We start from the raw sequence: 21,306 nt of genomic DNA on the forward strand, positions 1-21,306 counted from the left end.
GGGCTGCGGAGATTCATTCCGTTCTTCTTTTTTAAACTCAAAACCGCCTGCTTGCTCCGGACAGGCGGTTTGACATCAATTCTTTCCCTCCGGCAACGTGTAGATCTCCTCCCCCGGCTCCTGGTATCCGTACTTGCGGGCCAATTCCTTCAGATATTCCTCGTCGTGCAGCCGTTTGATCTCCTCGCGAAGGGCTTTCTGCTCCTTTTTGAGGGCCGTCAGCTCTGCCTTTTTCTCCTTCAACTCCGCCTCCCGGGCGGAAATCCTCCCGGTCTGCGTCACGAATTCGGAAAGGAACCATCCAAAAAAGGCGATCATGACGATCAACCAAATCAGGCGGCGACGGCGGACATTCCGCGGAAGACGGCTTTGGGATGGTTTGCCCGACGGTTCGGAAGGACGGGAGGGACTGAACGAAACCACATTTCCTTTCCGCACAAATGCCATACCCATCATTCCTTTTCTCTGTTTCATCTCATTTTCTCGGCCCGCGAATCAGACGGAGGAAGCGATGGAAAAGCCCCTCGAGGGCCTTTCCCAAGGGGGAAAGAAACCGGATAAGGGGGGAGAAGGGAGCCAAAACCAGGCGGAACAACCCCCGCGCCAGGCGCCACAAAAGCATGCCCGCCCTGCGGAACAGGGCCCACAGGTAGGCGAGGGGGACCCAGATGAGGACGGTCACCACCCGGATGACGGACCTCCCGATCCGCTCCAGCCCATGAAGCAGCCAGCGGAGGAAGCGGAAAACCCCGTCGCTGAACCAGGAAAAGTAGATCCAAAAACCGGCCAGGACCGCCACGAACACGTAAAAGCGGAGTTCTCCCCAATTGCTCCATACCAACAGGTGAAAGACGAGACTGGCGGCGGCAACCCAATAGAGCAGATCGACGAGGGAAACCACCCACCCGCGCAGGCGAAAGCGCTCCTTCAACACCCGGTAGGCATCCAGCACCACCCCGAGGATCAGGCCGGACCCCACCATGGTCAGCATCGTGATCCACTGGGCTTGCAGGCTCACCGGAACAACCTTCCGAAGAAGCCTTTCACTTTGTCGCCGCGGGGGGAACCGTCATCCAGATAACTCATCTCGTGGATCGTGCCCTCGATGGCCACCCGCCCCTTCTCCAGATCCAAGCTCTTGATGTGCAGGTTCTGCCCGCGTATCCCGAGGAAGCCGCAATCGGTGTTCAGAAGAAACTCCTCGCTGTCGAAGCTCTCCACGCTGATCACCCCGGTGACCTCCAGGTTGTTTCGGTTGGACATCACCAGATCGTGCCGGGTTCCGTACGTCTCCTCAACCATGGCATGTACCCCCTTTCGGTACATGATATGGACGAAGGTTGCCGAATAGAACCTTCGTCGGGAGAGGAAACCGTTTCGAAACCCGGCGGGGCAGCAGATGCGGGTTATCGGAAATCCAAGGCCCGTCGTCGGGTAGCGGGCGACGGTTCAAAGCGGGGTGCCCGCCTCCTCGGGATCTTCCAGGGCCGTTTCCTCCAGCAGGGTGTACATCGAACCGGCATCCTGCTTTCGGGGGGAATCGGCCAGGGAATCGACCCGGACCTTCACCTGCTTGTGACCGAAACGGATGGTGATTTGATCGCCGATCGCCACCGTCGATCCGGCTTTGGCCGTGCGGCCGTTGATCAAGACCCTTCCCTGGTCACAAACCTCCTTGGCCAGCGTGCGTCGTTTGATCAGTCGGGAAACCTTCAGAAACTTGTCCAGCCGCATCATTTCACCGCTTGTTTCAACCGGCTTCCCGCCCTGAAGGTGGGAACCGTCGATTCGGGAATGTGCATCACATCGCCGGTCTGGGGATTCCGCCCCTTTCGACCGGAGCGCTTCCGGGCCTCAAAGGTGCCGAAGCCGATCAGCTGCACCTTTTCCCCCGAACTCAACGCCGCGGAGACCTCGTCCAGGAAACCGTTGATCACCGTCTCCACGTCCCTTTTGGTCATGCCGCTCTTCTTGGCGATCCGACTGATCAATTCCTGTTTGTTCATCCCAACGGCCCGCCGCCGGAAATTCCGGCTCTTAGCGAGCCTTTCACCTCCTTGATCGGTGGTCTAGGGATATTGTTTCGGGAAAAAGAGAGAAAATCCTGCTTTCGGTGGAAAAAAAAGTCTTAAAGATATCGGCGCTATTGTCACAGCCCCCGAATTTTGGCCTCATCCCACCACTTGTCCAGCTGCTCCAGGGAAAACGCCTCCAGCCGCTCTCCCGTCTCCGCCGCCCGCTGCTCCACGAAGCGGAAGCGGCGGTCAAATTTGCGGCAGGCCTCAAGGAGCGCCTGCTCCGCATCCGCCCCGAAAAAGCGGGTCAGGGCAACGGCGGAAAACAAGAGGTCCCCCAGCTCCTCTTCCCTCTTCTCGGGGGAATCGGCCTGGAACAGCTCCTCCAGCTCCTCCAGCAACTTGACGCGGACATCCTCCTTGCTTTCCCAGTCAAAGCCCACCTTGGCGGCCCGCTTCTGCAGTTCCGTCGCCCGGATGAGGGCCGGAAACCGCGGGATGCCGTCCAGAAGGGACTCCGCCTTCGGCAACCCCTTTTCCGCCCGTTCCCGCTCCTTGATCGCCTCCCACTTGCCCTTCACATCCTCGGCGTCGGAGGCCTCGTCTTCGCCGAACACGTGGGGATGGCGGCGAATCAGTTTCTCCGTCAGCCGGCCGATGACGTCCCGGATGTCGAAGTACCCTTCCTCCCGGGCGATCTGGGCGTGAAGGACCACTTGAAGCAGGACATCTCCCAGCTCCTCGGCCATCGCCTCGAAATCTTCCTCCCCGACCGCCTCCAGAAATTCATAGGCCTCCTCCAGCAAATATTTCCGAAGGCTTCGGTGAGTCTGTTTCCTGTCCCAGGGGCATCCCTCCGGCCCCCTTAGATGGGCGATAACCTCCGTCAGCGTGTCAAACCGGCGGTGGAGGGTTCCGGCGTCCTCGGAGGGAGGAACATAGACCAGCGTCCAGTCGTCAAACCGGTCCTCCCGGTCCAGGGCGTACAGGGGCATCCGTCTCACCCGCTCCCTCCCTTCCATCCCGAGGCAGGAAGCGACGGTGACGGGGTATTCGTCGGGAAACACCTCCATCAGCGCCAGTTTCACATCGGAGGCCACCATGCGGTCGTACACTTGCCCCACGATCAGATGGAGGCGCGGATCGATCCGGGAGGCCTCCAGTGCGGTCCCGTCCAACATCGCGAACCCCTCCACCGGATCGATTCCCAGGCGGGCAAAGGCCGTGTCGAGGAAGCTGCCCCCTCCCCTCACATCGATCTTCACCCCCCGTTCCGGGCCCTTGGCGAGGAGCATCCGCACCGACCGCTCCGCCACCATGGGGTGCCCGGGAACGGCATAGACCAGAGTAGCGCCCGAACCCGCTTCCTGAAGCAGCGATTCGGCGATCGCCCCGTAGACGGATTCAAAGTCGTCGTGGGCTTCGTAAAGGTGATCGAAGGTTTGAAAGGCGATCCCTTCCCGGCGCAGCCAGTTGACCACGGGATGCTTTTCCGTGCGGAGTCGGATTTTGTCCGCCTCGCGCAGCAGGCGAAGCGTTCCGAGGGGGATTCCGCTCTCATCCCCCGGCCCCAACCCCACCACAATAATCGTTCCTGCCATTTCCCTCCACCTCGCTTATCCAGACTCCGTCGCGCGGGGGCATCCCCCGCCTGCGAAAACTATCGGATCAGCCCCCGGCTTTCCAGCAGGGAAACCAGGCGCGGTCCCAACTTGGGGACAACCCGGAGCTCCTCCCGGCGCACGCCCCCGAGCCCCAGCAGGACAACCCCGTAAACCGCCGCTCCGGCCACTACCGCTCCGAATGCGGTGAGGGTCATGGCCAAGCGATGAGATGCCCAATCCGCGGTGACCGCCGTCAGGAGCGCCTGGACTCCCGCCGCCGCTCCGGCCATCAAAAGCGTGGCGGTCAGCAGGGCCCATCCCGTTTCCTTCAAGCGGAACATCCGGCCGAGCTGTCCCCGGAAGGCGGCCAGATTGAGGAATGTGGCCGTGGCGTAGGCCAGCAGCGTGGCCGTCGCCGCACCGCGGATGTCCCACCAGGGGATCAGGATGAGGTTGAGAACCAGTTTGACGGCGACCCCCGCCAGCAGATTGCGCGCCGGCAGCACCACCTTGCCCATCCCCTGCAGAATCCCCGCGGAGGTCACCCCCAGGGTGAAGAAGACGGTGGTGAGAGCGAGAATGGCCAGGGCGTCGGACCCGGAGGCATCCTCAAACAGCATCACATTGGTGGGCCGGACCACCACCGCCAACCCCACGGAGGCGGGAAGCCCCAGAAGGAGCGTCAGCCGGCAGGCGAGGGAGGCCCGATCTTCCATTTTCCCGATTTCCCCCCTCGCCTTGGCTTCGGCGACCGCCGGAACGATGGAGAGGGCGATCGCCGTGGCGAAGAAGGAGGCAAACTGAATCAGCGGCTGCCCCCGGTCGAAGATTCCCTTGGCCACGATCGACGAGTTCACGCTCCAGCCGGACCACTGGAGAAGGTTGGCCACCGTGAAGGAGTCCACCAGCGAGAAGAGGGGAAGCACCAGAGAGCCGAGACAGATGGGCAGGGAGAGCCGCCAGATCTCCCGGGCGACATACCGGGCGGATTCCCGATCCGCAAAGGCGCCTATCCCGGCTTGCGAAGCCTTTCGCAACAGGCCGCTTCCGCGCAGGAACATCAGCAGGACCAGCAGCGCTCCCACCGCGCCGGTAAAGGCGCCGAACACCGCCCCGGCGCCGGCGGAGACCACGTCCCCCTCCCGGGACATGAACCACCAGGCGGCGAAGAGGATGGTGGCGACCCGGACCACCTGCTCCACCGATTGGGAAAGGGCCGTGGGGATCATGTTCTGATGGCCCTGAAAATACCCCCGGACGGCCGACATCAGCGGCACCACCAGAAGGGCGAAGGAGACGGCCCGGATCGGCAGGGTGAGCCACTCCCGGTTCCCCATCCACCCGGCGATCCAGGGGGCCCCGGCAAACAGGAGAAGAAAAAAGAGAAAGCCGGTCAAAGTCAGCGTAACCGACGAAACGACGAAAACCCGGCGGGCACCCGCCTCATCTCCCTCGGCCAACCGTTCCGACACCAATTTGGAGATGGCCAGGGGAAAACCGGCGGTGGCCAGGATTAGCAGCGTGCTGTACAGGGGGTATACCTGCTGGTATACGAACATCCCTTCGTTGCCGGTGATGTTTTGATAGGGGACCCGGTACACAGCCCCCAACAGCTTCGTAAAAAAGGCGGCAGCTCCCAAAATCGCCGCCCCTTGGACAAAGGTTTGTCTTCCCGATGTCATCTTTTTCCCCTTTCCCGCCGCGCTGAATCCCATTATACACATTTTTGCCCCGGCAAAAAATCGACCAGACGGGTGGCCGCAACCCGGCCGTTCAAAGGGCTCAAAGCCCGGACGACCGGATCGGCGGGCGACACTCGCCGAGCGAAAACCCCGGCCGGACGCTTTCAACCGCCTCCAGGGTCCGAACTTCACGGAACTATTGCCCCGGCGAAGAACCCTCCCTGTTCAACCTGAAGCTGATCCCGTCCAATATGATTTCGAGACCGTACTGAAACCTCTTTTCCATATCCGGCAAAACCGGGTGCGACTCCGGCCGGGCTTCCTTCTCTTCCTCTTGTCGCCCGGGCCGTCCCGCGAAGCGAACCTCCTCCATCACGAAGCCGATGACGTAGTTGTTCAACAAATCCGCCGTCAAAACAACCTCTTCCTGGCTGAGACCCGCTTGACCGAGTGTTTTGTACAAAGACTCGATCATACGTAAGCGGTTGGGCGTAAGCGGAGGCGTATCGGCAAAGATTTCGGCTGAATCGCGGTACTGAAGCAGCGCTTCCCGATAACTGACCATACCGCGACGAACTTTTTCCCGCCAAGACATCCCGGCTTCATCCGGCCAGTTCATCTCCTCGCAGATTTTATCCGCCATCAGCTGAAGCAGTTCCGATTTGTTTTTGATATGCCAGTACAGGGAGGCGGCCTGAACCCCGAGCGAGTCGGCAAGCCTTCTCATGCTCAACCGGTTCAGACCCGACTGATTCAACAGACTCAATGCGGCATCGATGATCCCTTCCCGAGTCAAGGGGACGGGCTCCGGTTTGCGGAAATCTCCGGTCCGCCCCGGCGGTGATCTCCTCGGCATTTTAGGGACGCTCACCTCCTTTGCTCTTGACAATTGTATCATCCTCCGTTACCCTAACAGTGTTAGATTCATCTAACGGTGTTAGTCTCGCCGAATGAAAGGAGTCGGTTCATGAATTTCTCCGTCAGCGTGTTCCTCGGTACATTGATTCCGATCCTCGTGGTGATCCTTGCCTCTTTCCTCGTTGAAAAAAAGTTCGCCAAAAGGTTCAAGCCGAGATGGAAAACATGGTGGCTCATCGCGCACATCTTCTTCGTCGTCCTCTATTTCAGCGGGCTGTTGGGCACCCTCCTTCTATCCCTTTCAACGGCCTTTACCGACCGTCCCGGATTGATCTATGCGGCACACCTTTTCATTCAGTTTTTCGACTGGTTCCTCATCATTCCCGGGGCTTTCGGCAGCCTGACCACGGGATTCGGGCTCGCCGTGGGAACGTGGGGCATCACCCGCCATTATTGGGTCATCGCGAAATGGGTCGGAAACAGTATGGCCATCCTTTTCGGGGCCATGTGCATGCGCGTCTGGATTCACGATTCATTCCCGATCCTCTTTGCCGACGGCATGAATCCTTTGCAGAACCCGGTTTATCTGGAAAACCGGCGGCTGCTGGTCATGGGCACCCTGATCAGTCTGTCCATCCTGACCTTCCTGGTGTTGATCTCCTATCTGAAGCCCTGGGGAAAAAGGAAGAAATACAAAAGGAGCCGGAAATCCTCCGCCGGCCGGGAAACCGTACCCTCCGCCTAGGGGGATGAAAATTTTCCGTACCAAAAAAGGCAGGTGGAAACCACCTGCGCAAATAAAGGTCCGGAAGAGTTCTTTCTTCTTTACTGCTCCATCTGTTTGCCCAGAAAGGCGGCGGCCGTTCCGGCCATCTTCACTTCGAGGTCTCCCATGCGCACCCCCTCTTTTTTGGAGAGGAGAATCACCGCCCCGATGGGGTCGCCCCCGGCAATGATCGGGGCGACCACAAAGGACTCCACCCGGTCCGGCGAATCCCGGAACAGTTCCGGCTCGCCGGGCTCCGTCTCCACGTGGATCCGGCGCTGGTCCATGCAGGACTCCACCAGATTGCCCACCGGTTTGTTCAGATACTCCTTTTTGGACCCGCCCGCGACGGCGATCACCATGTCGCGGTCGCAGATCAAGGTGACATGCTGGGTGTTTTCAAACAAGGCCTCGGCGTATTCCGTTGCAAAATCCCCCAGTTCCCCGATGGGGGAGTATTTCTTCAGAATCACTTCTCCGTCCCGATCCACGAAGATCTCCAGCGGATCCCCTTCACGGATCCGGAGCGTCCGACGGATTTCCTTCGGAATCACCACCCGTCCCAGATCGTCGATGCGACGGACGATACCCGTAGCTTTCATATGTCATGATGCCTCGCTTTCTTTCTGGAATCAGACCGGTTGACTGGCTGCGGTGTCGTCCATAGTATTCATCCGCTGCCAAATCTTTATTCGAGTGGAGGGAACAGGGAATACCGGGACGGGACAGGCGGTGAGACGAGGCGCGGAGGCGGGACCGCCCGCCCCTTTTCCCACGGGCGGTCCGGGTCCCAAGGGGCGGTGGAAACGCGGTAGCGACACCCTGAGCCCTTTACGCGCCTCGGATTCGTTCCTCATCCCCCGCGGAAATTCCGCGCCTTTGGACCGGATCCTCCGGAGGACCCGGAACCGAATGCCCCGTTTGGCCCGCCGGGAAAAAGGCACGGACGCGCTGCCTAAAACGTGGACAACAAAAGCGACCTCCTGCGCAAAGGAGGAAGTCTCCTTCCGGGACCAAGAGATGCAAAGCCTGCCAGCACCCCGGAAACAGAAAAACGCCGGCCCCATCCGGGGACCGGCTCTTTTTTCTCACTGTTTTTCGTTCTTCTCCTCCGGCAGGTCCAGCTTTTTCAACTTCACGTTCTTTTCCACGAAGGATTGGTACAGCTTCTGAACCTGATCCTGCTTGAGCTGATCCTTCACTTCTTTGTAGGGCAACTTCTTGCGTTCCGACACCTTCATCACGTGGTATCCGTAATCGGTTTTGATCGGCTCGCTCAGTTTGTTGAGGGGAAGGGTGCGGGCGGCTTTGGCGAACTCCGGCACAAATTGATCCGACAGCCCCTCGATGACGCCCCCCTGTTCCTTCGAACCGGGATCGTCCGAGTACTCCTTGGCCAGCTTGCCGAAGTCGCCGCCTTTATCCAGCTTCCTCTTCACTTCCTCCGCCCGTTTTTTCGCCTCGGCATCGGAGCGGTTCTCGGTGGAAATCAGGATATGCTGCACCTTGACACTGACAAACTGATCGGGTTTGTTGTATTCCTTCTTCAGATCCTCTTCCTTCACCTGTTTTTCGAAGTAGGAGGAAACCTTGTTGCCGTTGATGAGAAATTCCCGGAGCTGCTCCTTGTTGAAGCCCCGCTCCTTCAGGCTGGCTTCGAAGGATTTCTCCTTCGACTGGGACTTCAAATAGTCCTCGATCTCCTTCATCACTTTGTCGGCCTGCTTGGCGTAGGATTCATCCTCCTTCACCTTTGCGGCGATCATCCGCTCGCCGATCAGCTGCTTCACCAGCTGCTTTTTCGCTTGGGCGTCGTTTATAAAGAGGGAGACGTTGGGCTGCAGGAACTGAAGAATGTTCAGGTACAGGTTCAGCTCCCCTTCCGTCACTTTTCCGCCCTCGTATTCCGCCACGATCTTCTTGCTGGTGGTATCCAGAGGTTTGCCCAGTTCAGCCGCCGGATCCTGCTCCTTGTTCGCCTCCTTCGATTCGTCCTTCCCGCATCCGGCGATCACGACGGAAAAAGCCAGCAGAATCGCCAACATCACCGTCCAGCGCCGCTTATTGTGCCGCATGTCGCATTTCCCCTTTCTTGTGAAGGACCGTCTCATACTTTTCCAAAAACCTTTCGATCATCGCCAGGGCGTCTCCCGAATTCATCCCCTGCACCTTGAAGGCGATCCCGACCCGCCGGCCGGAGGACAGCCGGACGCGCCGATCCGGAAACTCGTGGGTGAGGCGGATCAACCGACCGGCATCGATCCGCCCGTTCTGATCCGGAGAAAACCGGATGACGATCTCCCCCTTCTCCTGCACCACCTGCTCGATGCCGTATCGGACGGCGTAGGCGCGAATCCGCGCCACCCGGAGCAGGTTGATCACCGGTTCCGGCAGGTCACCGAAGCGGTCCTCGATCTCCTCCTCCAGGTCCCGGGCCTCTTCCAGGGCGCGGACGGAGCGGATCTTCTTGTAAATCTCGATCTTCTGCTTCTCGTCCCGGATATATTCGGACGGAAGGTAGGCGTCCACCTTCAGTTCGATCTCCGGCTCCCCGCCCTTCTCTTTCTCCTCTTTCCCCTGCAGTTCGTCGATGGCCTCCTTCAGCATCTGGCTGTAAAGCTCAAAGCCCACCGAGGCGATGTGGCCATGCTGCTCCGCCCCCAGGAGGTTCCCGGCGCCGCGGATGGCCAGGTCCCGCATGGCGATCTTGAACCCGGAACCGAGCTCGGTGAATTCCTTGATCGCCTGCAGGCGCTTCTCCGCCGCCTCCGAAAGCACCTTGTCCCGCTGATAGGTGAAATAGGCGTAGGCGATGCGGTTGGAGCGCCCCACCCGACCCCGGAGCTGGTACAGCTGAGAAAGACCCATCTTGTCGGCGTCGTAGATGATCAGGGTGTTGACGTTGGGGATGTCCACGCCGGTCTCGATGATGGAGGTGCTGACGAGCACGTCGTACTCTCCGTCCAGGAAATCGAGCATCACCTTCTCCAGCTCCGTCTCCGGCATCTGGCCGTGGGCGACGGCCACCCGCGCCTCGGGAACCAGCGAACGCACCTGATCGGCCATCTGGTCGATGTTGTGCACCTGGTTGTACAGGAAGTACACCTGCCCCCCGCGCGCCAGCTCCCGCTCGATCGCCTCCCGCACCAGGGCGGCGGAGTACTCCAACACATAGGTTTGAACCGGAAAGCGGTTTTCCGGCGGCGTCTCGATGACGGACAGATCCCGCACCCCGATCATCGCCATGTGAAGGGTGCGGGGGATCGGCGTGGCGGTAAGGGTCAGCACATCCACATTGTGCTTCATCTGTTTGATTTTCTCCTTGTGCTTCACGCCGAACCGCTGTTCCTCGTCGACGATCAACAGCCCGAGATCCCGGAACTGGACATCCTTGGACAGGAGTCGGTGGGTGCCGATCACGATGTCCACGGTGTGCTCTTTGAGCCCCTTGATCGTTTCCCTCTGTTCCTTGCGGGTGCGGAACCGGGACAGCACCCGGATCTCCACGGGGAAATCGGCAAACCGCTCCCGGAAGGTCTCGTAGTGCTGTTGGGCCAGGATGGTGGTCGGCACCAGGACGGCCACCTGCTTGCCGTCCATCACGGCCTTGAAGGCCGCCCGGATGGCCACTTCCGTCTTTCCGTACCCCACATCCCCGCACAGCAGGCGGTCCATCGGCCGGTCCCGCTCCATGTCCCGCTTGATCTCCTCGATGGAGCGCAGCTGGTCGGGGGTTTCCTCATAGGGAAACATGGCGTCGAATTCCCGCTGGAAGGGGGTGTCCTTGGAGAAGGCGTAACCCTTGGCCGCCTGCCGCTTGGCGTAGAGCTGAATCAGTTCGGCGGCGATGTCCTGCACCGAGGAGCGGACCCGGTTTTTCACCTTGCTCCACTCGCTGCCCCCCAGGCTGTACACCTTGGGTTTCTTTTCCTCGCTGCCGATGTACTTTTGGACCTGCTCGATCTGTTCCACCGGGACATACAGCTTGTCGTTCCCGGCGTACTGGATCAGCAGATAATCCTTGTGGCGGCCGTCCACCTCCAGCGTCTCGATGCCCGCATAGCGACCGATGCCGTGATTGACGTGCACCACGTAATCGCCCGGCTTCAGATCCTGATAATCCTTGATCTTTTCCGCATAATCCATCTTGGCGATGCGGCGGGCCCGCCGTCGCCGCTGGGTGAAGACTTCCCCTTCCGTGATCACCGCCAGCCGGGAGGCGCTCATCTCAAAGCCGCCCAAAAGGGTGGCGATCCGCACCACCGGATGTCCCGGAGGGGGAGGGTCCTTCGACGTATCTTTCGTCGCCTCCATGCCGTAATCGGCGAGCACCCGGATCAACCGCTCGGCGCGCTCCTCCGTGCCGGCGGTGAAGATGACCCGGTAGCGCCCCTTCATCCAACGCTCCCATTCCCCCTTCAAGGCATGCATCTGTCCGTGGAACTGCTGCATCCCCCGGCAGAGGATCTGGACGATGTTCTGGGGCTGGATGCCCGGCGTCTGGCGCATGAACAGGGAAAGGTAGATCACATCGAGGGAAATCCGCTGAAACAGATCCTCATAGGAAAAGGAAACCTTCAGCTCGGGCAGATACTCCCCCTGCCCCAGGAGGGCCGTCTGCCATTCCGCCTCTTCCCGCTCCATCTGCCGGGCCGTCTCCCGGATGCGGGTCGGTTCATCCATGATGAGCACCGCATCCCCGGGCATATATGACAGAATACTTTGACAATCAGGGTAAATGGGTTCGATATATTTGTAGATTCCGGTGAAAAACTGCCCGGTCTTCAGCTGCTCGATCTCCCAGCCGATCGTTTCGGTCAATTTTTTCCTCAGGGCCGGGTCCTTCACCGTCCTGAGCCGTTCCTCCAGCAGGCCCGCCACCCGGTCCCCGGCCTGATACAGCCGTTCCTGGGGAGCAAACAGCTCCCGGGCGGGCGGGATCAGCACCTCCTGCCGCTTCTCATAGGAACGTTGATCGGCCACGGAAAAGGGACGGATGGAATCCACCTCGTCGTCAAACCACTCAATGCGGACCGGATCGTTGAAGGTGACGGGATACACGTCCAAGATGCCGCCCCGCACGCTGAATTCTCCGGCCTTTTCCACCATTTCCACCCGTTCGTAGCCGATCTCCGACAAGCGGCTCACCAAGGGTTCCATCGGGTGCACTTCCCCCACCGTCAGGTGGATGTGGGCGTCTCTCACAGCGGAGCGCGGGGGGAAACGGCGGCGCAATCCCGAGTAGGGAACCACCAGCACGCCCCTGAAGCCCCGGGACAGGCGGGACAATACCTCGATCCGCTCCCCCAGGGTCTCCTGCCCGGCCAGTGCCACCTCCGTCACCACCAGCTCGTTGGCCGGATACAGCATCACCTGATCCCTGGGAAGCAGTTCATACAGGTCCTCCAGCGCCTTTTGCGCCTGGTTCAGGTTGTGGGTGACCAGGAGAACCGGCCGCTCCGTCTCCTGATGGAGGGCCGCCACATATACCATGCGGGCGGTTCCGGACAATCCCGCAACCATCTGTTCCTTGAGCCGCCGCTTGAGCCCTTCCACGGTCGCCTGAAAATCGCCATCCTGTCTGAACATTTGAATGAGCGGCTCCATCGGATGATCCCTCCCCTCCGCGGAGTTATCGTTACCGCTTTCGTCTCCATGCAAAGAAGCCTTGGCTGGGGACAGCCAAGGCTGTTATCCGCCGCTTTGCCAAACCTCCGGGCCTCTTCAAAAACGAGGCTCCTTAGGGATTCGTGTAAACGATCAAAGTTCCTCCGAGCACCTTCCCCCCTCCGTCCGGCAGCAAACCGGGCGGCAGGAGCGAGAAACGGCCCTCCGAGGAACTTCCCAAAGGGAACCGTACCCATCGCCAAAAAAGAAACACTCCCTATTTCCCTATTGAAAAGGATCCGGCAGGAGCGATAATTCCGGGTTGTTCTGGAGCATTTCCTGGCAGGTTTCACAAATCACTTGCACGCGTATCTCCCCATCCAGTTCATAGGATATTATATCCTTCCGCTCCTCCGGGGTCAACCAATGGAACCCCAGCTGCATTTCGGTGACCCGATCATCTTCGATGCGGCCGATCGGGGTCCGGCAGTAGCGACAGACATATTGGATCGCCATGGTAGGCAGCCTCCCGCCGTCCGTGTTTTCCCTTCCTATTATGACCCTGTCGGCCGCTTTTCAGTCATCCCGTCCCTCGCCGGTTAAACCGGTTCATCGCCTCGTCGAAGGTGGATACCACCCACTGGTGGATCGCCTCCGCCGCCCTCTCCACCGTTTCCTCGATCAGGGGGCGCTCCTCCCGGGTGAAGGGGGAGATCACGTAATCCACCACCGGCATTCGACCGGCGGGGTGTCCGATGCCGATTCGAACGCGCTTGAACTCATTGGTCCCGAGATGCTCGATGAGCGACTCAAGTCCCCGGTGTCCGCCGGAGCTGCCCTTCTTGCGGAGGCGCAATTGTCCCGGAGGCAGGTCCAGATCGTCGCAGACGACAGCAACATCCTCGATGTCACACTTCAGCCAGTCACAGGCGGGCCGCACCGATTCCCCCGAGAGGTTCATGTAGGTCATCGGTTTCAGGAGAACGACCCGCTCTCCCATCACCCGGCCGCTTCCGGTCAATCCCTTCCACTTGCTCTGATTCATGGAGATCTGCCACCGCTCCGCCAAGCGGTCGATCACCCAAAAGCCCACATTGTGCCGCGTCGCCGCATATTTTTCTCCTGGATTTCCCAATCCGACGATCAGTTTCATGAAAAAACGGGCGGCCAATCAGCCACGGCCCGCGGAAGGCCGCCCTTCCTCCCCCTCTCTGTCTCTATGTATGCGCCCGGCGAATCGGGCGGATGTTCCCGTCACCGCCCTTCCCGGGCTCCGGCGAAAAAAGAGCAAGCGCAACTTTCGTTGCGCCCGTATCCAAAGGACATCCCGGGCGGAACCTGCCCGCCCGGAGGGACGTCCGTCATTCACCCTCTTCCGTTTCGGCGGTTTCATCCGTTCCTTCGTCCGCCGCTTCCTCCTCCGCACCCGATTGCGGCTCCAGCACGCTGACAACCACCTGGTCCGGATCGGACAAAAGCTTTACCCCTTCAGGAAGGGGTATCTCTGCCAAGGTGAGGACATCGCCGATTTCCAGGTTGCTCACATCGACGGAGATCTCGCCAGGAAGCTGACTGGGAAGACAACGAATCTCCGCATACCGCAGCTGTTGCTGCAAGACGCCGCCGGCCTTCACTCCCGGGGATTCTCCCTGGAGGGTGAGGGGAACTTCCTTTTCGACGGGCTCGTCCATGCGGATGGCCTTGAAGTCCACGTGCAGGATCTGGTCCTTCACCGGATCCCTCTGCACTTCCTGCACGATGACGGCCTGGTTTTCCCCCTCCAGCTGAAGCTGCAGGACGGCCGAACTTCCTCCCTGCTGCAGCAGGCGGATAAACTCTCCCTGGTCCACGTGCAGCAACCGGTTGTCCCGGTTTTTCCCGTACAGGACACCGGGAATGCGTCCCTTGCGCCGCAGGCGGGTGACGGTGGACCGTGGTCGGGCTTCCCTCTTTTCGGCGATAAGCGTGAGCACCTTTCATCATCCTCCTCGAGGTGGGATATAAACCCATTTAAGGAATATATCCCAACGAGGAGGGTTTCAAACCTTTAATCAAAGAGCTTGCTGACGGACAACTCCTGATGAACGCGGATAATCGCCTCACCGATCAGGGGAGAAACCGAGAGGACGCGGATTTTGTCCAGCTGTTTCTCCGGGGTGAGGGGAATGGTGTTGGTCACGACCATTTCCTTGATATTGGCCTTTTTGATCCGTTCGATGGCGGGGCCGGAAAAGACGGGATGGGTGCAGCAGGCGTAAACCTCTTTGGCCCCGTGCTCGATGAGGGCGTCGGCCGCCAGCATGATCGTCCCCGCCGTGTCGATGATATCGTCGATGATGATGGCCGTCCGGCCCCTGACATCCCCGACGATGTTCATCACTTCCGCCACGTTGGGCTCCGGACGCCGCTTGTCGATAATGGCAATCGGGGCTCCCAGTCTCTCGGCCATCTTGCGGGCGCGGATCACCCCTCCGTGGTCGGGGGAGACCACCACCACTTCATCCAGCTGCTTCTCGATGAAATACTTGCTCAAAATGGGAACGCCGAGCAGATGATCCACCGGAATGTCGAAAAATCCCTGGATTTGGGTGGCGTGCAGATCCATCGTGATAATCCGGTCGGCACCCGCCGTCTCGATCAGATTGGCCACCAATTTGGCGGTAATCGGATCCCTCGCCCTGGTTTTGCGATCCTGGCGGGCGTAACCGTAATAGGGGATCACCACGTTGATCGTCCGGGCGGAAGCCCGTTTCAGCGCGTCAACCATCACCAGGAGCTCCATCAGGTGCTGGTTGACGGGATGACAGGTGGATTGGACCACATAAACATCCGATCCCCTCACGCTTTCATTCAACTTGATATGAATTTCGCCGTCGCTGAATCGACCCACTTCGGCATCCCCGAGCGGAACGCCGATGTGGTCCGCAATTTCCCGGGCCAAATCAGGATTTGAATTACAGGTGAAAATTTGCAAGCGGGATTCCCGATAATGTGACATGTCGCTGTACCCTCCATCATTTTCGCTGCCGGCAGCGCCGAAGGCGCTTCCATTTTGCCACTGTTTTCAAAACCTGTCCAAAGATCAAACCTTTCCCGGACGTGGAAACGGCACGGCGGGGCGAAGGATCGGCCCGTCGTGCCCTTGTTTCAATCGGAATCTTTCTTCTGTCTCAGCCTTTTGGCATAGCCCGGTTTGTTCACCTGCCGCTCGCGGGCGATGGCCAAAGCCTCTTGCGGCACATCGTCGGTGATGGTGGAACCGGCGGCCACATAAGCTCCCTTCTCGACGGTCACGGGGGCGACCAGGTTTACGTTGCATCCGATGAAAGCTCCGTCACCGATCACGGTCCGGTGTTTTTTCACCCCGTCGTAGTTGACGGTGACCGCTCCGCAACCGATGTTCACGCCTTCTCCCACGTCGGCGTCTCCCACGTAACCGAGGTGGGATACTTTGGAGCCCCGTCCCAGCCGGGCGTTTTTGATGTCGACGAAACAGCCCACCTTCGTCTCCGCCTCCAACCGGCTTCCCGGACGGATATAAGCGAAGGGACCCACCTGGGAGCGCTCCTCCACCGCGCAATCCTGCAGCACCGAATACCGGATGGTCGAGCCGTCCCCCACCGTCACTCCGGTCAGATCCGCCTGGGGACCGATGGTGCAGCCTTCACCGATCACGGTCCCCCCCTTCAGGTAACTTCCGGGGTAAATCACCGTGTCCCGGCCGATGACCACATCCGCCTCAATGTAAGTGTTCCCGGGATCGATGACGGTCACGCCGTTCAACATATGTTCTCTCAGGAGCCGCCGGGTCATGGCGGCCTCCGCCTCAGCCAGCTGGACGCGGTTGTTCACACCCATGGCTTCTTCCGGATCGTCGACGATCTCCGCCGCAATGCGCTCTCCCCGATGCCGCAGGATGGGAATCACGTCCGGGAGATAGTATTCTCCTTGGTCATTGTCGTTGCTCACCTGGGCGAGGGCGTCAAACAGCCGGCGGTTGTCGAAGCAAACCGTTCCGGTAAACACTTCGCGCACCTTCCGTTCCTCCGGTGAGGCGTCCTTGTGCTCCACGATCCGGAGAACCTCGCCGCCCTCCCCGCGCAACACCCTGCCGTAACCCGTCGGATCGGGCAAAACCGCCGTGAGCAGAGTAGCGGCCGCTCCTAAGCGGCGGTGACCCTCCACCAGTCGGGAAAAGGTGTCCTCCGTATACAAGGGATGGTCGCCGTAGAGAATCAAGGTGGTCCCGTCCCGCCCCTGAAGGAGGGATGACGCCTGCATCACCGCATGGGCCGTCCCCAGCTGCTCCTTTTGCTCCACGAAACGGGCCCGCTCCCCCACATGGGATTGAACCTGCTCTGCGTGGTGCCCCACCACGACGATCGTCTCGTCCACTCCTATCCGGTTTAGGGCGTCCAGAATGTGATCGATGATCGGTTTGCCGCAGACCGGGTGCAACACCTTGTGTTTCCCCGATTTCATCCGAGTCCCCTGCCCGGCGGCCAAGATGACCGCATACAGTTTCTCCATCTTCGGATGAGCCCCCTGTTTCTCCTGATAAACTTCATACCTGACTATATCCCAAAGCCCTTATGATTTCAATAAGTGCGGTCGTGCTGGTTCTTTCCAATTCGTCGGCCCAAAAAAAGGGGGCCCGAACCTTCCGGACCCATTCGCGATATGTATGCGCCATCCGTTTCCGCCGCAGGGATCGATTCGAAATTCCTGAAAGGCCTTCTCGCCGCTGACGAGGGTCGGATCACAAAACCCCTTCGGCCGGTTCCCTGACCAGATTCTCACTGGCCCGGCGGTACGCTTCCAGAACCGCGGCTTCAATCTTTTCCCTCATCGTCGGTGAAATCGGATGGGCGATGTCGCGAAATTCCCCCTCCGGCGTTCGTTTGCTGGGCATCGCAACGAACATCCCCTTTTTTCCGTCGATCACGCGAATGTCGTGAACGACGAATTCACCGTCGATGGTGATGGAAACGATGGCGCGCATACGCCCCTCCGGATATACGCGCCGCAACCGCACTTCTGTCACTTCCAAGTCCCTTTCACCACCCATTTCCAAAGATGCCGTCATTGTACTATTCCACGCGGGTGGTGAAAATCCTTCCAGCCGATTCGATTTTTGTGAAATTTAGTCGATCGTGGCGATCACTTCAATTTCGATCCCGACGTCCTTGGGAAGGCGGGAAACTTCCACGCAGGACCGGGCCGGACGGTGCTCCGGGAAGTACGTGGCATACACTTCGTTCACCTTGGAGAAATCGTTCATGTCGGCCAGGTAGACCGTCGTTTTGACCACCCGGTCCAGATCGGTACCGGCCGCCTGCAGGACGGCGCGCAGGTTGGCAAAGACCTGGTGGGTCTGCTCCTCGATGTCCCCGGTCACCAGTTCCCCCGTCGGCTTCAGGGGAATCTGCCCCGAGGTAAACACGAAGTTTCCCACCTGCATCGCCTGAGCGTAGGGACCGATCGCCGCCGGCGCCTGATCGGTACGAATCGGTTTCACTGAAATCCCACCCCTTTTGTGAAGAGATTGCCGAGGGACACGGCGATTTTCCTGCTTTTCACGTCGATTTCCTCCACCTTCGCCAGTGAGACATAATCGTCCACCAACCGCTCCTGGGCGGGGGATTCCACCATGACGCACACCCCGGCCACTTCCGCCCGGAATTCCGCCAGCAGGTCCACCATCCCCCGCACGGTTCCTCCCGCCTTCATGAAATCATCGACGACCAGGACGCGGGAACCCTCCTTCAGGCTGCGTCGGGCAAGGGAGAAGGTCCGGATGCGCCGGCTGGAACCGGAAACGGCGTTGATCGTCACCACCGACCCCTCGGTCACCCGGCTGTCCCGGCGAACGATCGCCACGGCGGTGCCCAGGTGGGTTGCTGTGGCGTAAGCGAGAGGAATTCCCTTGGTTTCGACGGTCACCACCGCGTCGATCCGTTCTCCCGCGAACAGGGTAGCCCAGATGAGGCCGATCTCCCGAATCAGCGCCGGATCGCCGAGCAGGTCCGACAGGTACAGGTATCCTCCGGGCAAAATGCGGTCCGGATCGGCCAACCGCTCGCACAGTTCCTTCACCACGGCTTCGGTCCGGCTCCGGTCCAACCGCGGGATGAACCGGACGCCGCCGGCCGCCCCGGCGACGGTTTCCAGCACTCCCGCTCCCTGCGCTTCGAGCACCGCGTGAATGATGTCCAGGTCCTCGCTGATGGACGACTTGGCCGTCCCGTACCGCTCGGCGAAGGTCCCGAGAGGAATCAGCTTGTGCGGCTCTTGGATCAACAACCGTGTCATATCCACCAACCGTGCGCTCCGTCTCCACTTTTTCATGGATCGCCCTCCGACAATCAGCCGTGTATCAAACGAAATATATCACGCAATCCGGGGACGTTCAAGAGATCGGGACCGACGGGACGAACCCCCCCGGTGGGCGGTCTGCGATAGGAAATCCCGGGCCTTCACCCCCCGCGCGCCGACAACTCCTCGGGGATGCCCAGCATCCGGACCGCGAACACCTGCCGGCAAAATCCGCGCAACGCGTTGACGATCCGGCGCGCCCTCGATTCGCGGTCGACCAAGCCGAAAACGGTGGGACCGCTCCCCGACATCAGCACCCCGTCGGCGCCGTAGCGTCGAATCCGCTCCTTGAGCCGTCTCACTTCCGGGAACATTTCCAGCGTCACCTCTTCCAGCACATTTCCCAGGAGGCGGCAGACGGCCGGATAATCGGAGCGGGACAGGGCCTCGATCATCTTCTCCGTTTCCGGACGGGCGGAGATGCGATCGATGTCCAGCCGGCGAAAGATGTCGGCGGTGGAAATGCCGTGGGGTGGCTTGGCCAACACCACCCAGCAGGGCGGAGGCGGCGGAAGGGGCCGGAGGATCTCCCCCCTGCCCTTGGCCAGGGCCGTTCCCATCTGAACGCAATAGGGCACATCGGATCCCAGTTCCGCCCCCAACTTCACCAGCTCCTCCAGCGTCAGCCCCAACTTCCACATTCGGTTGAGACCGCGAAGGGTGGCCGCCGCATCGCTGCTTCCGCCGGCAAGCCCCGCGGCGACGGGGATTTTCTTGTGGATAAAGATGCGAACACCTTGCCGGATGCCGAACCGCTCCCGGAGCAGGGACGCCGCCCGGTAGGCCAGATTTCGCTCGTCCAGGGGAACCAACCCCGATGTGCTGTCCATGTGAATCCGTCCGTCGTCCGTCTCCACCAGATCGATCCGGTCGGCCAGATCGATGGTGGTCATGATCATTTCCAATTCATGATAGCCGTCTTCCCGTTTATGTAATGCGTCCAACGTCAGGTTGATTTTTGCAGGCGCTTTTTCCGAATAGATCATCAATCGTTGCTGACCCCCAATCCTGTCCCTGCCACCCAAACCATTTCCGAGATTCCGCCTTCCGCGGGTTTCTCTCCAATTTTATCACGTCTGGTTTCCCGAAGAAACTAAAAGCCGGGGAGCCTCGCTCCCCGGCCGAGACTGCTGACAAAGGTAGCAGGTCAGCAGTCTTTTTTTGTCGAAATCAGAAGATAACACAAAAAGGATAAGGACGGGATGGTATGTTTCAAACCCACTCCCATCGGCAAGGCAGTATTGAATTGGTCAATATCGAAGATTTGGTACCGCAGGATCACCTGTTGCGCAAGATTGACGCCACCATCGACTTTTCGTTCATCGCGGAAAAGACCCGACCGTTATACTGCGAGAACAATGGGCGTCCCTGCGTGGACCCGGTGATGTTGTTCAAAATGTTGTTCATCGGGTATTTGTACGGCATTCGCTCGGAACGGCGCCTGGTGGAAGAGATCCAGATGGTCGTACCGTTGAACCTGCGGCGTCGGTTTTGGCCAAAACATCAAGAAAATGGCCTTGCTCCTTTGGAAGAGGAACAATGGGCCCCAAGGCGGGTCCTTTATCCGTCTGTTCTTCTCTATTTTCTTCCAATTAGCATACAAACCCAGCGGTTTTTCCGCTGGGTTTGTCAATAGCCTCAGCCGGGGAGCCTCGCTCCCCGGCCGTCCCGCGCAGCCGGACATTTATCGGTCCTTCAAGCGTTCCTCAGCCATCTGGATCGCGCGTTTTACCATATTTCCGGCGTCTCGGGCCTTGATTCCGCCCCAGCCCTCACGCCTTACCACATCGTAAAAACCGAGATCCTTAGCCAACTCGACCTTCAAGTCCTCCGACATGACACCACGGCGTCGTGCCACTCGAGAACCCCCTTTTCGCGCGGGACAGGTTTAGTATGGCTCCGGGGCCCGGCTCGGTTGCTGGCAATTTCAGCACAAAACCCGGCGGAAATTCCGCCGGGCGTTATCCAAACACCACAAAACCACGATGTGTTTATTGTTTCTTCACGTACTTGACTTGAACCGGTCCGCTTTCCTGAAATACGGTGAGTTCAACCGACTCCGTCAAGATATCGGCATAACTGTAGGAAACCCGCTTGAAAGCGTGTTGTTCCTCATCCAGTTTGACGATGAAGACGGAAGGATACGTTTCCTCCAGGATGCCGGTTCGTTCAATGGTCTTACGCCGTCCGCTGTTGGCCTTCAGACGAATCCTCTGCCCGATGTAACCGTCGAGCGTACGCTTGATCTCCGAGAGCGCATTTTTGCCCATGGCTGTTCGACCACCTCACTCGAAACGATTATAACACGAGGAGGTGGCTTTGTCAAACGAACACAGTATTATAGCAATGAGACAAAGCTCATGTCAACAGATTTCGCAAACAAAATCGGGACTTTTTTC

General features: G+C 59.6%; 23 protein-coding genes and 1 pseudogene. 2 read left to right on the top strand and 22 right to left on the bottom strand.

All coding sequences use genetic code 11. The annotated features are described in order from the left end of the window. Positions 1 to 75: 75 nt before the first annotated feature. From CLV97_RS11870 to CLV97_RS11905, 8 genes are all read right to left on the bottom strand, one after another. Complete coding sequence (locus tag CLV97_RS11870) at positions 76 to 447, bottom strand: FtsB family cell division protein (RefSeq protein WP_170070495.1); 372 nt, start codon at positions 445 to 447, stop codon at positions 76 to 78. A 28-nt stretch (positions 448 to 475) separates the two neighbouring features. Continuing rightward, positions 476 to 1,018 carry a spore cortex biosynthesis protein YabQ gene (yabQ, locus tag CLV97_RS11875; RefSeq protein WP_106345749.1) on the bottom strand — a complete coding sequence of 181 codons (543 nt, stop codon included), beginning with the start codon at positions 1,016 to 1,018 and terminating at the stop codon, positions 476 to 478. Further along, positions 1,015 to 1,302, bottom strand: a complete 288-nt coding sequence (gene yabP, locus CLV97_RS11880) for a sporulation protein YabP (protein ID WP_106345750.1) — start codon at positions 1,300 to 1,302, stop codon at positions 1,015 to 1,017. The genes yabQ and yabP overlap by 4 nt, the downstream gene beginning before the upstream one ends. Before the next feature lie 147 nt (positions 1,303 to 1,449). Further along, positions 1,450 to 1,734, bottom strand: a complete 285-nt coding sequence (locus CLV97_RS11885) for an RNA-binding S4 domain-containing protein (protein ID WP_106345751.1) — start codon at positions 1,732 to 1,734, stop codon at positions 1,450 to 1,452. After that, positions 1,734 to 2,006 (bottom strand): HU family DNA-binding protein, encoded by a 273-nt coding sequence (locus CLV97_RS11890; protein WP_106345752.1) that lies wholly within the window; start codon positions 2,004 to 2,006, stop codon positions 1,734 to 1,736. The genes CLV97_RS11885 and CLV97_RS11890 overlap by 1 nt, the downstream gene beginning before the upstream one ends. A 143-nt stretch (positions 2,007 to 2,149) precedes the next feature. Continuing rightward, positions 2,150 to 3,616, bottom strand: a complete 1,467-nt coding sequence (yabN, locus tag CLV97_RS11895; RefSeq protein WP_106345753.1) for a bifunctional methyltransferase/pyrophosphohydrolase YabN — start codon at positions 3,614 to 3,616, stop codon at positions 2,150 to 2,152. Between the two features lie 59 nt (positions 3,617 to 3,675). Continuing rightward, a complete protein-coding gene (locus CLV97_RS11900; protein ID WP_106345782.1) occupies positions 3,676 to 5,301 on the bottom strand; it encodes a putative polysaccharide biosynthesis protein in 1,626 nt (541 codons plus the stop codon). Between the two features lie 196 nt (positions 5,302 to 5,497). Next, positions 5,498 to 6,157, bottom strand: coding sequence for a TetR/AcrR family transcriptional regulator C-terminal domain-containing protein (locus CLV97_RS11905; RefSeq protein ID WP_170070496.1), 660 nt, complete (start codon positions 6,155 to 6,157; stop codon positions 5,498 to 5,500). Positions 6,158 to 6,268: 111 nt separating this feature from the next. Here CLV97_RS11905 and CLV97_RS11910 point away from each other — a divergent pair, with 111 nt between their 5' ends. Then, complete coding sequence (locus CLV97_RS11910) at positions 6,269 to 6,904, top strand: DUF2269 domain-containing protein (RefSeq protein WP_106345755.1); 636 nt, start codon at positions 6,269 to 6,271, stop codon at positions 6,902 to 6,904. A gap of 80 nt (positions 6,905 to 6,984) precedes the next feature. Here the strand turns inward: CLV97_RS11910 and spoVT are convergent, their stop codons facing one another. From spoVT to ispE, 12 genes are all read right to left on the bottom strand, one after another. Continuing rightward, the gene (spoVT, locus tag CLV97_RS11915; RefSeq protein ID WP_106345756.1) at positions 6,985 to 7,527 is read right to left on the bottom strand and encodes a stage V sporulation protein T; all 543 of its coding nucleotides are present in this window, start codon (positions 7,525 to 7,527) and stop codon (positions 6,985 to 6,987) included. 486 nt (positions 7,528 to 8,013) lie between these two features. Next, the gene (locus CLV97_RS11925; protein ID WP_170070497.1) at positions 8,014 to 9,000 is read right to left on the bottom strand and encodes a peptidylprolyl isomerase; all 987 of its coding nucleotides are present in this window, start codon (positions 8,998 to 9,000) and stop codon (positions 8,014 to 8,016) included. After that, complete coding sequence (mfd, locus tag CLV97_RS11930) at positions 8,987 to 12,532, bottom strand: transcription-repair coupling factor (RefSeq protein WP_106345759.1); 3,546 nt, start codon at positions 12,530 to 12,532, stop codon at positions 8,987 to 8,989. Before mfd ends, CLV97_RS11925 begins: the two co-directional genes overlap by 14 nt. Positions 12,533 to 12,817: 285 nt before the next feature. Next, entirely contained in the window at positions 12,818 to 13,048 is a 231-nt protein-coding gene (gene fin, locus CLV97_RS11935) for an anti-sigma-F factor Fin (RefSeq protein ID WP_106345760.1), read from the bottom strand. Positions 13,049 to 13,112: 64 nt separating this feature from the next. Continuing rightward, positions 13,113 to 13,685, bottom strand: a complete 573-nt coding sequence (pth, locus tag CLV97_RS11940; protein ID WP_106345783.1) for an aminoacyl-tRNA hydrolase — start codon at positions 13,683 to 13,685, stop codon at positions 13,113 to 13,115. A gap of 208 nt (positions 13,686 to 13,893) precedes the next feature. After that, a complete protein-coding gene (locus CLV97_RS11945; RefSeq protein ID WP_106345761.1) occupies positions 13,894 to 14,505 on the bottom strand; it encodes a 50S ribosomal protein L25/general stress protein Ctc in 612 nt (203 codons plus the stop codon). Positions 14,506 to 14,579: 74 nt separating this feature from the next. Beyond that, a complete protein-coding gene (locus CLV97_RS11950) occupies positions 14,580 to 15,530 on the bottom strand; it encodes a ribose-phosphate diphosphokinase (protein WP_106345762.1) in 951 nt (316 codons plus the stop codon). Positions 15,531 to 15,679: 149 nt separating this feature from the next. Continuing rightward, complete coding sequence (gene glmU, locus CLV97_RS11955; RefSeq protein WP_106345763.1) at positions 15,680 to 17,062, bottom strand: bifunctional UDP-N-acetylglucosamine diphosphorylase/glucosamine-1-phosphate N-acetyltransferase GlmU; 1,383 nt, start codon at positions 17,060 to 17,062, stop codon at positions 15,680 to 15,682. A gap of 229 nt (positions 17,063 to 17,291) precedes the next feature. Then, on the bottom strand, positions 17,292 to 17,582 hold the full coding sequence (spoVG, locus tag CLV97_RS11960; RefSeq protein ID WP_106345784.1) for a septation regulator SpoVG: 291 nt from the start codon (positions 17,580 to 17,582) through the stop codon (positions 17,292 to 17,294). 93 nt (positions 17,583 to 17,675) lie between these two features. Beyond that, positions 17,676 to 18,050: a RidA family protein gene (locus CLV97_RS11965; RefSeq protein ID WP_106345764.1), complete on the bottom strand. Its 375-nt coding sequence runs from the start codon at positions 18,048 to 18,050 to the stop codon at positions 17,676 to 17,678. Beyond that, positions 18,047 to 18,880, bottom strand: coding sequence for a pur operon repressor (gene purR / locus CLV97_RS11970; protein ID WP_106345765.1), 834 nt, complete (start codon positions 18,878 to 18,880; stop codon positions 18,047 to 18,049). The genes CLV97_RS11965 and purR overlap by 4 nt, the downstream gene beginning before the upstream one ends. 128 nt (positions 18,881 to 19,008) lie before the next feature. Further along, a complete protein-coding gene (gene ispE, locus CLV97_RS11975; protein ID WP_106345785.1) occupies positions 19,009 to 19,893 on the bottom strand; it encodes a 4-(cytidine 5'-diphospho)-2-C-methyl-D-erythritol kinase in 885 nt (294 codons plus the stop codon). 221 nt (positions 19,894 to 20,114) lie between these two features. On the opposite strand from ispE, the pseudogene CLV97_RS18385 reads away from it, so the two are divergent. Continuing rightward, positions 20,115 to 20,375: pseudogene (locus CLV97_RS18385) on the top strand (transposase); the annotation flags it as partial. A gap of 216 nt (positions 20,376 to 20,591) precedes the next feature. Here the strand turns inward: CLV97_RS18385 and CLV97_RS11985 are convergent. Both CLV97_RS11985 and veg read right to left on the bottom strand, forming a co-directional pair. Then, positions 20,592 to 20,765 (bottom strand): small, acid-soluble spore protein, alpha/beta type, encoded by a 174-nt coding sequence (locus CLV97_RS11985; RefSeq protein ID WP_106345767.1) that lies wholly within the window; start codon positions 20,763 to 20,765, stop codon positions 20,592 to 20,594. 133 nt (positions 20,766 to 20,898) lie between these two features. After that, positions 20,899 to 21,177 carry a biofilm formation stimulator Veg gene (gene veg, locus CLV97_RS11990; protein WP_106345768.1) on the bottom strand — a complete coding sequence of 93 codons (279 nt, stop codon included), beginning with the start codon at positions 21,175 to 21,177 and terminating at the stop codon, positions 20,899 to 20,901. Positions 21,178 to 21,306: the final 129 nt, after the last annotated feature.

This window comes from Planifilum fimeticola (assembly GCF_003001905.1).
GTDB lineage: Bacteria > Bacillota > Bacilli > Thermoactinomycetales > DSM-44946 > Planifilum > Planifilum fimeticola.

What these genes read in the sequence shown, in the direction of transcription:
- CLV97_RS11950 (WP_106345762.1), bottom strand. Translation starts at nt 15,530, where the DNA reads ATGTCACATTATCGGGAATCCCGCTTGCAAATTTTCACCTGTAATTCA.
- CLV97_RS11870 (WP_170070495.1), bottom strand. Translation starts at nt 447, where the DNA reads ATGGCATTTGTGCGGAAAGGAAATGTGGTTTCGTTCAGTCCCTCCCGT.
- veg (WP_106345768.1), bottom strand. Translation starts at nt 21,177, where the DNA reads ATGGGCAAAAATGCGCTCTCGGAGATCAAGCGTACGCTCGACGGTTAC.
- mfd (WP_106345759.1), bottom strand. Translation starts at nt 12,532, where the DNA reads ATGGAGCCGCTCATTCAAATGTTCAGACAGGATGGCGATTTTCAGGCG.
- CLV97_RS11885 (WP_106345751.1), bottom strand. Translation starts at nt 1,734, where the DNA reads ATGCGGCTGGACAAGTTTCTGAAGGTTTCCCGACTGATCAAACGACGC.
- CLV97_RS11905 (WP_170070496.1), bottom strand. Translation starts at nt 6,157, where the DNA reads ATGCCGAGGAGATCACCGCCGGGGCGGACCGGAGATTTCCGCAAACCG.
- spoVT (WP_106345756.1), bottom strand. Translation starts at nt 7,527, where the DNA reads ATGAAAGCTACGGGTATCGTCCGTCGCATCGACGATCTGGGACGGGTG.
- ispE (WP_106345785.1), bottom strand. Translation starts at nt 19,893, where the DNA reads ATGATCTATTCGGAAAAAGCGCCTGCAAAAATCAACCTGACGTTGGAC.
- yabN (WP_106345753.1), bottom strand. Translation starts at nt 3,616, where the DNA reads ATGGCAGGAACGATTATTGTGGTGGGGTTGGGGCCGGGGGATGAGAGC.
- purR (WP_106345765.1), bottom strand. Translation starts at nt 18,880, where the DNA reads ATGAAAAAGTGGAGACGGAGCGCACGGTTGGTGGATATGACACGGTTG.
- glmU (WP_106345763.1), bottom strand. Translation starts at nt 17,062, where the DNA reads ATGGAGAAACTGTATGCGGTCATCTTGGCCGCCGGGCAGGGGACTCGG.
- CLV97_RS11910 (WP_106345755.1), top strand. Translation starts at nt 6,269, where the DNA reads ATGAATTTCTCCGTCAGCGTGTTCCTCGGTACATTGATTCCGATCCTC.
- CLV97_RS11890 (WP_106345752.1), bottom strand. Translation starts at nt 2,006, where the DNA reads ATGAACAAACAGGAATTGATCAGTCGGATCGCCAAGAAGAGCGGCATG.
- yabP (WP_106345750.1), bottom strand. Translation starts at nt 1,302, where the DNA reads ATGGTTGAGGAGACGTACGGAACCCGGCACGATCTGGTGATGTCCAAC.
- CLV97_RS11900 (WP_106345782.1), bottom strand. Translation starts at nt 5,301, where the DNA reads ATGACATCGGGAAGACAAACCTTTGTCCAAGGGGCGGCGATTTTGGGA.
- pth (WP_106345783.1), bottom strand. Translation starts at nt 13,685, where the DNA reads ATGAAACTGATCGTCGGATTGGGAAATCCAGGAGAAAAATATGCGGCG.
- fin (WP_106345760.1), bottom strand. Translation starts at nt 13,048, where the DNA reads ATGGCGATCCAATATGTCTGTCGCTACTGCCGGACCCCGATCGGCCGC.
- CLV97_RS11925 (WP_170070497.1), bottom strand. Translation starts at nt 9,000, where the DNA reads ATGCGGCACAATAAGCGGCGCTGGACGGTGATGTTGGCGATTCTGCTG.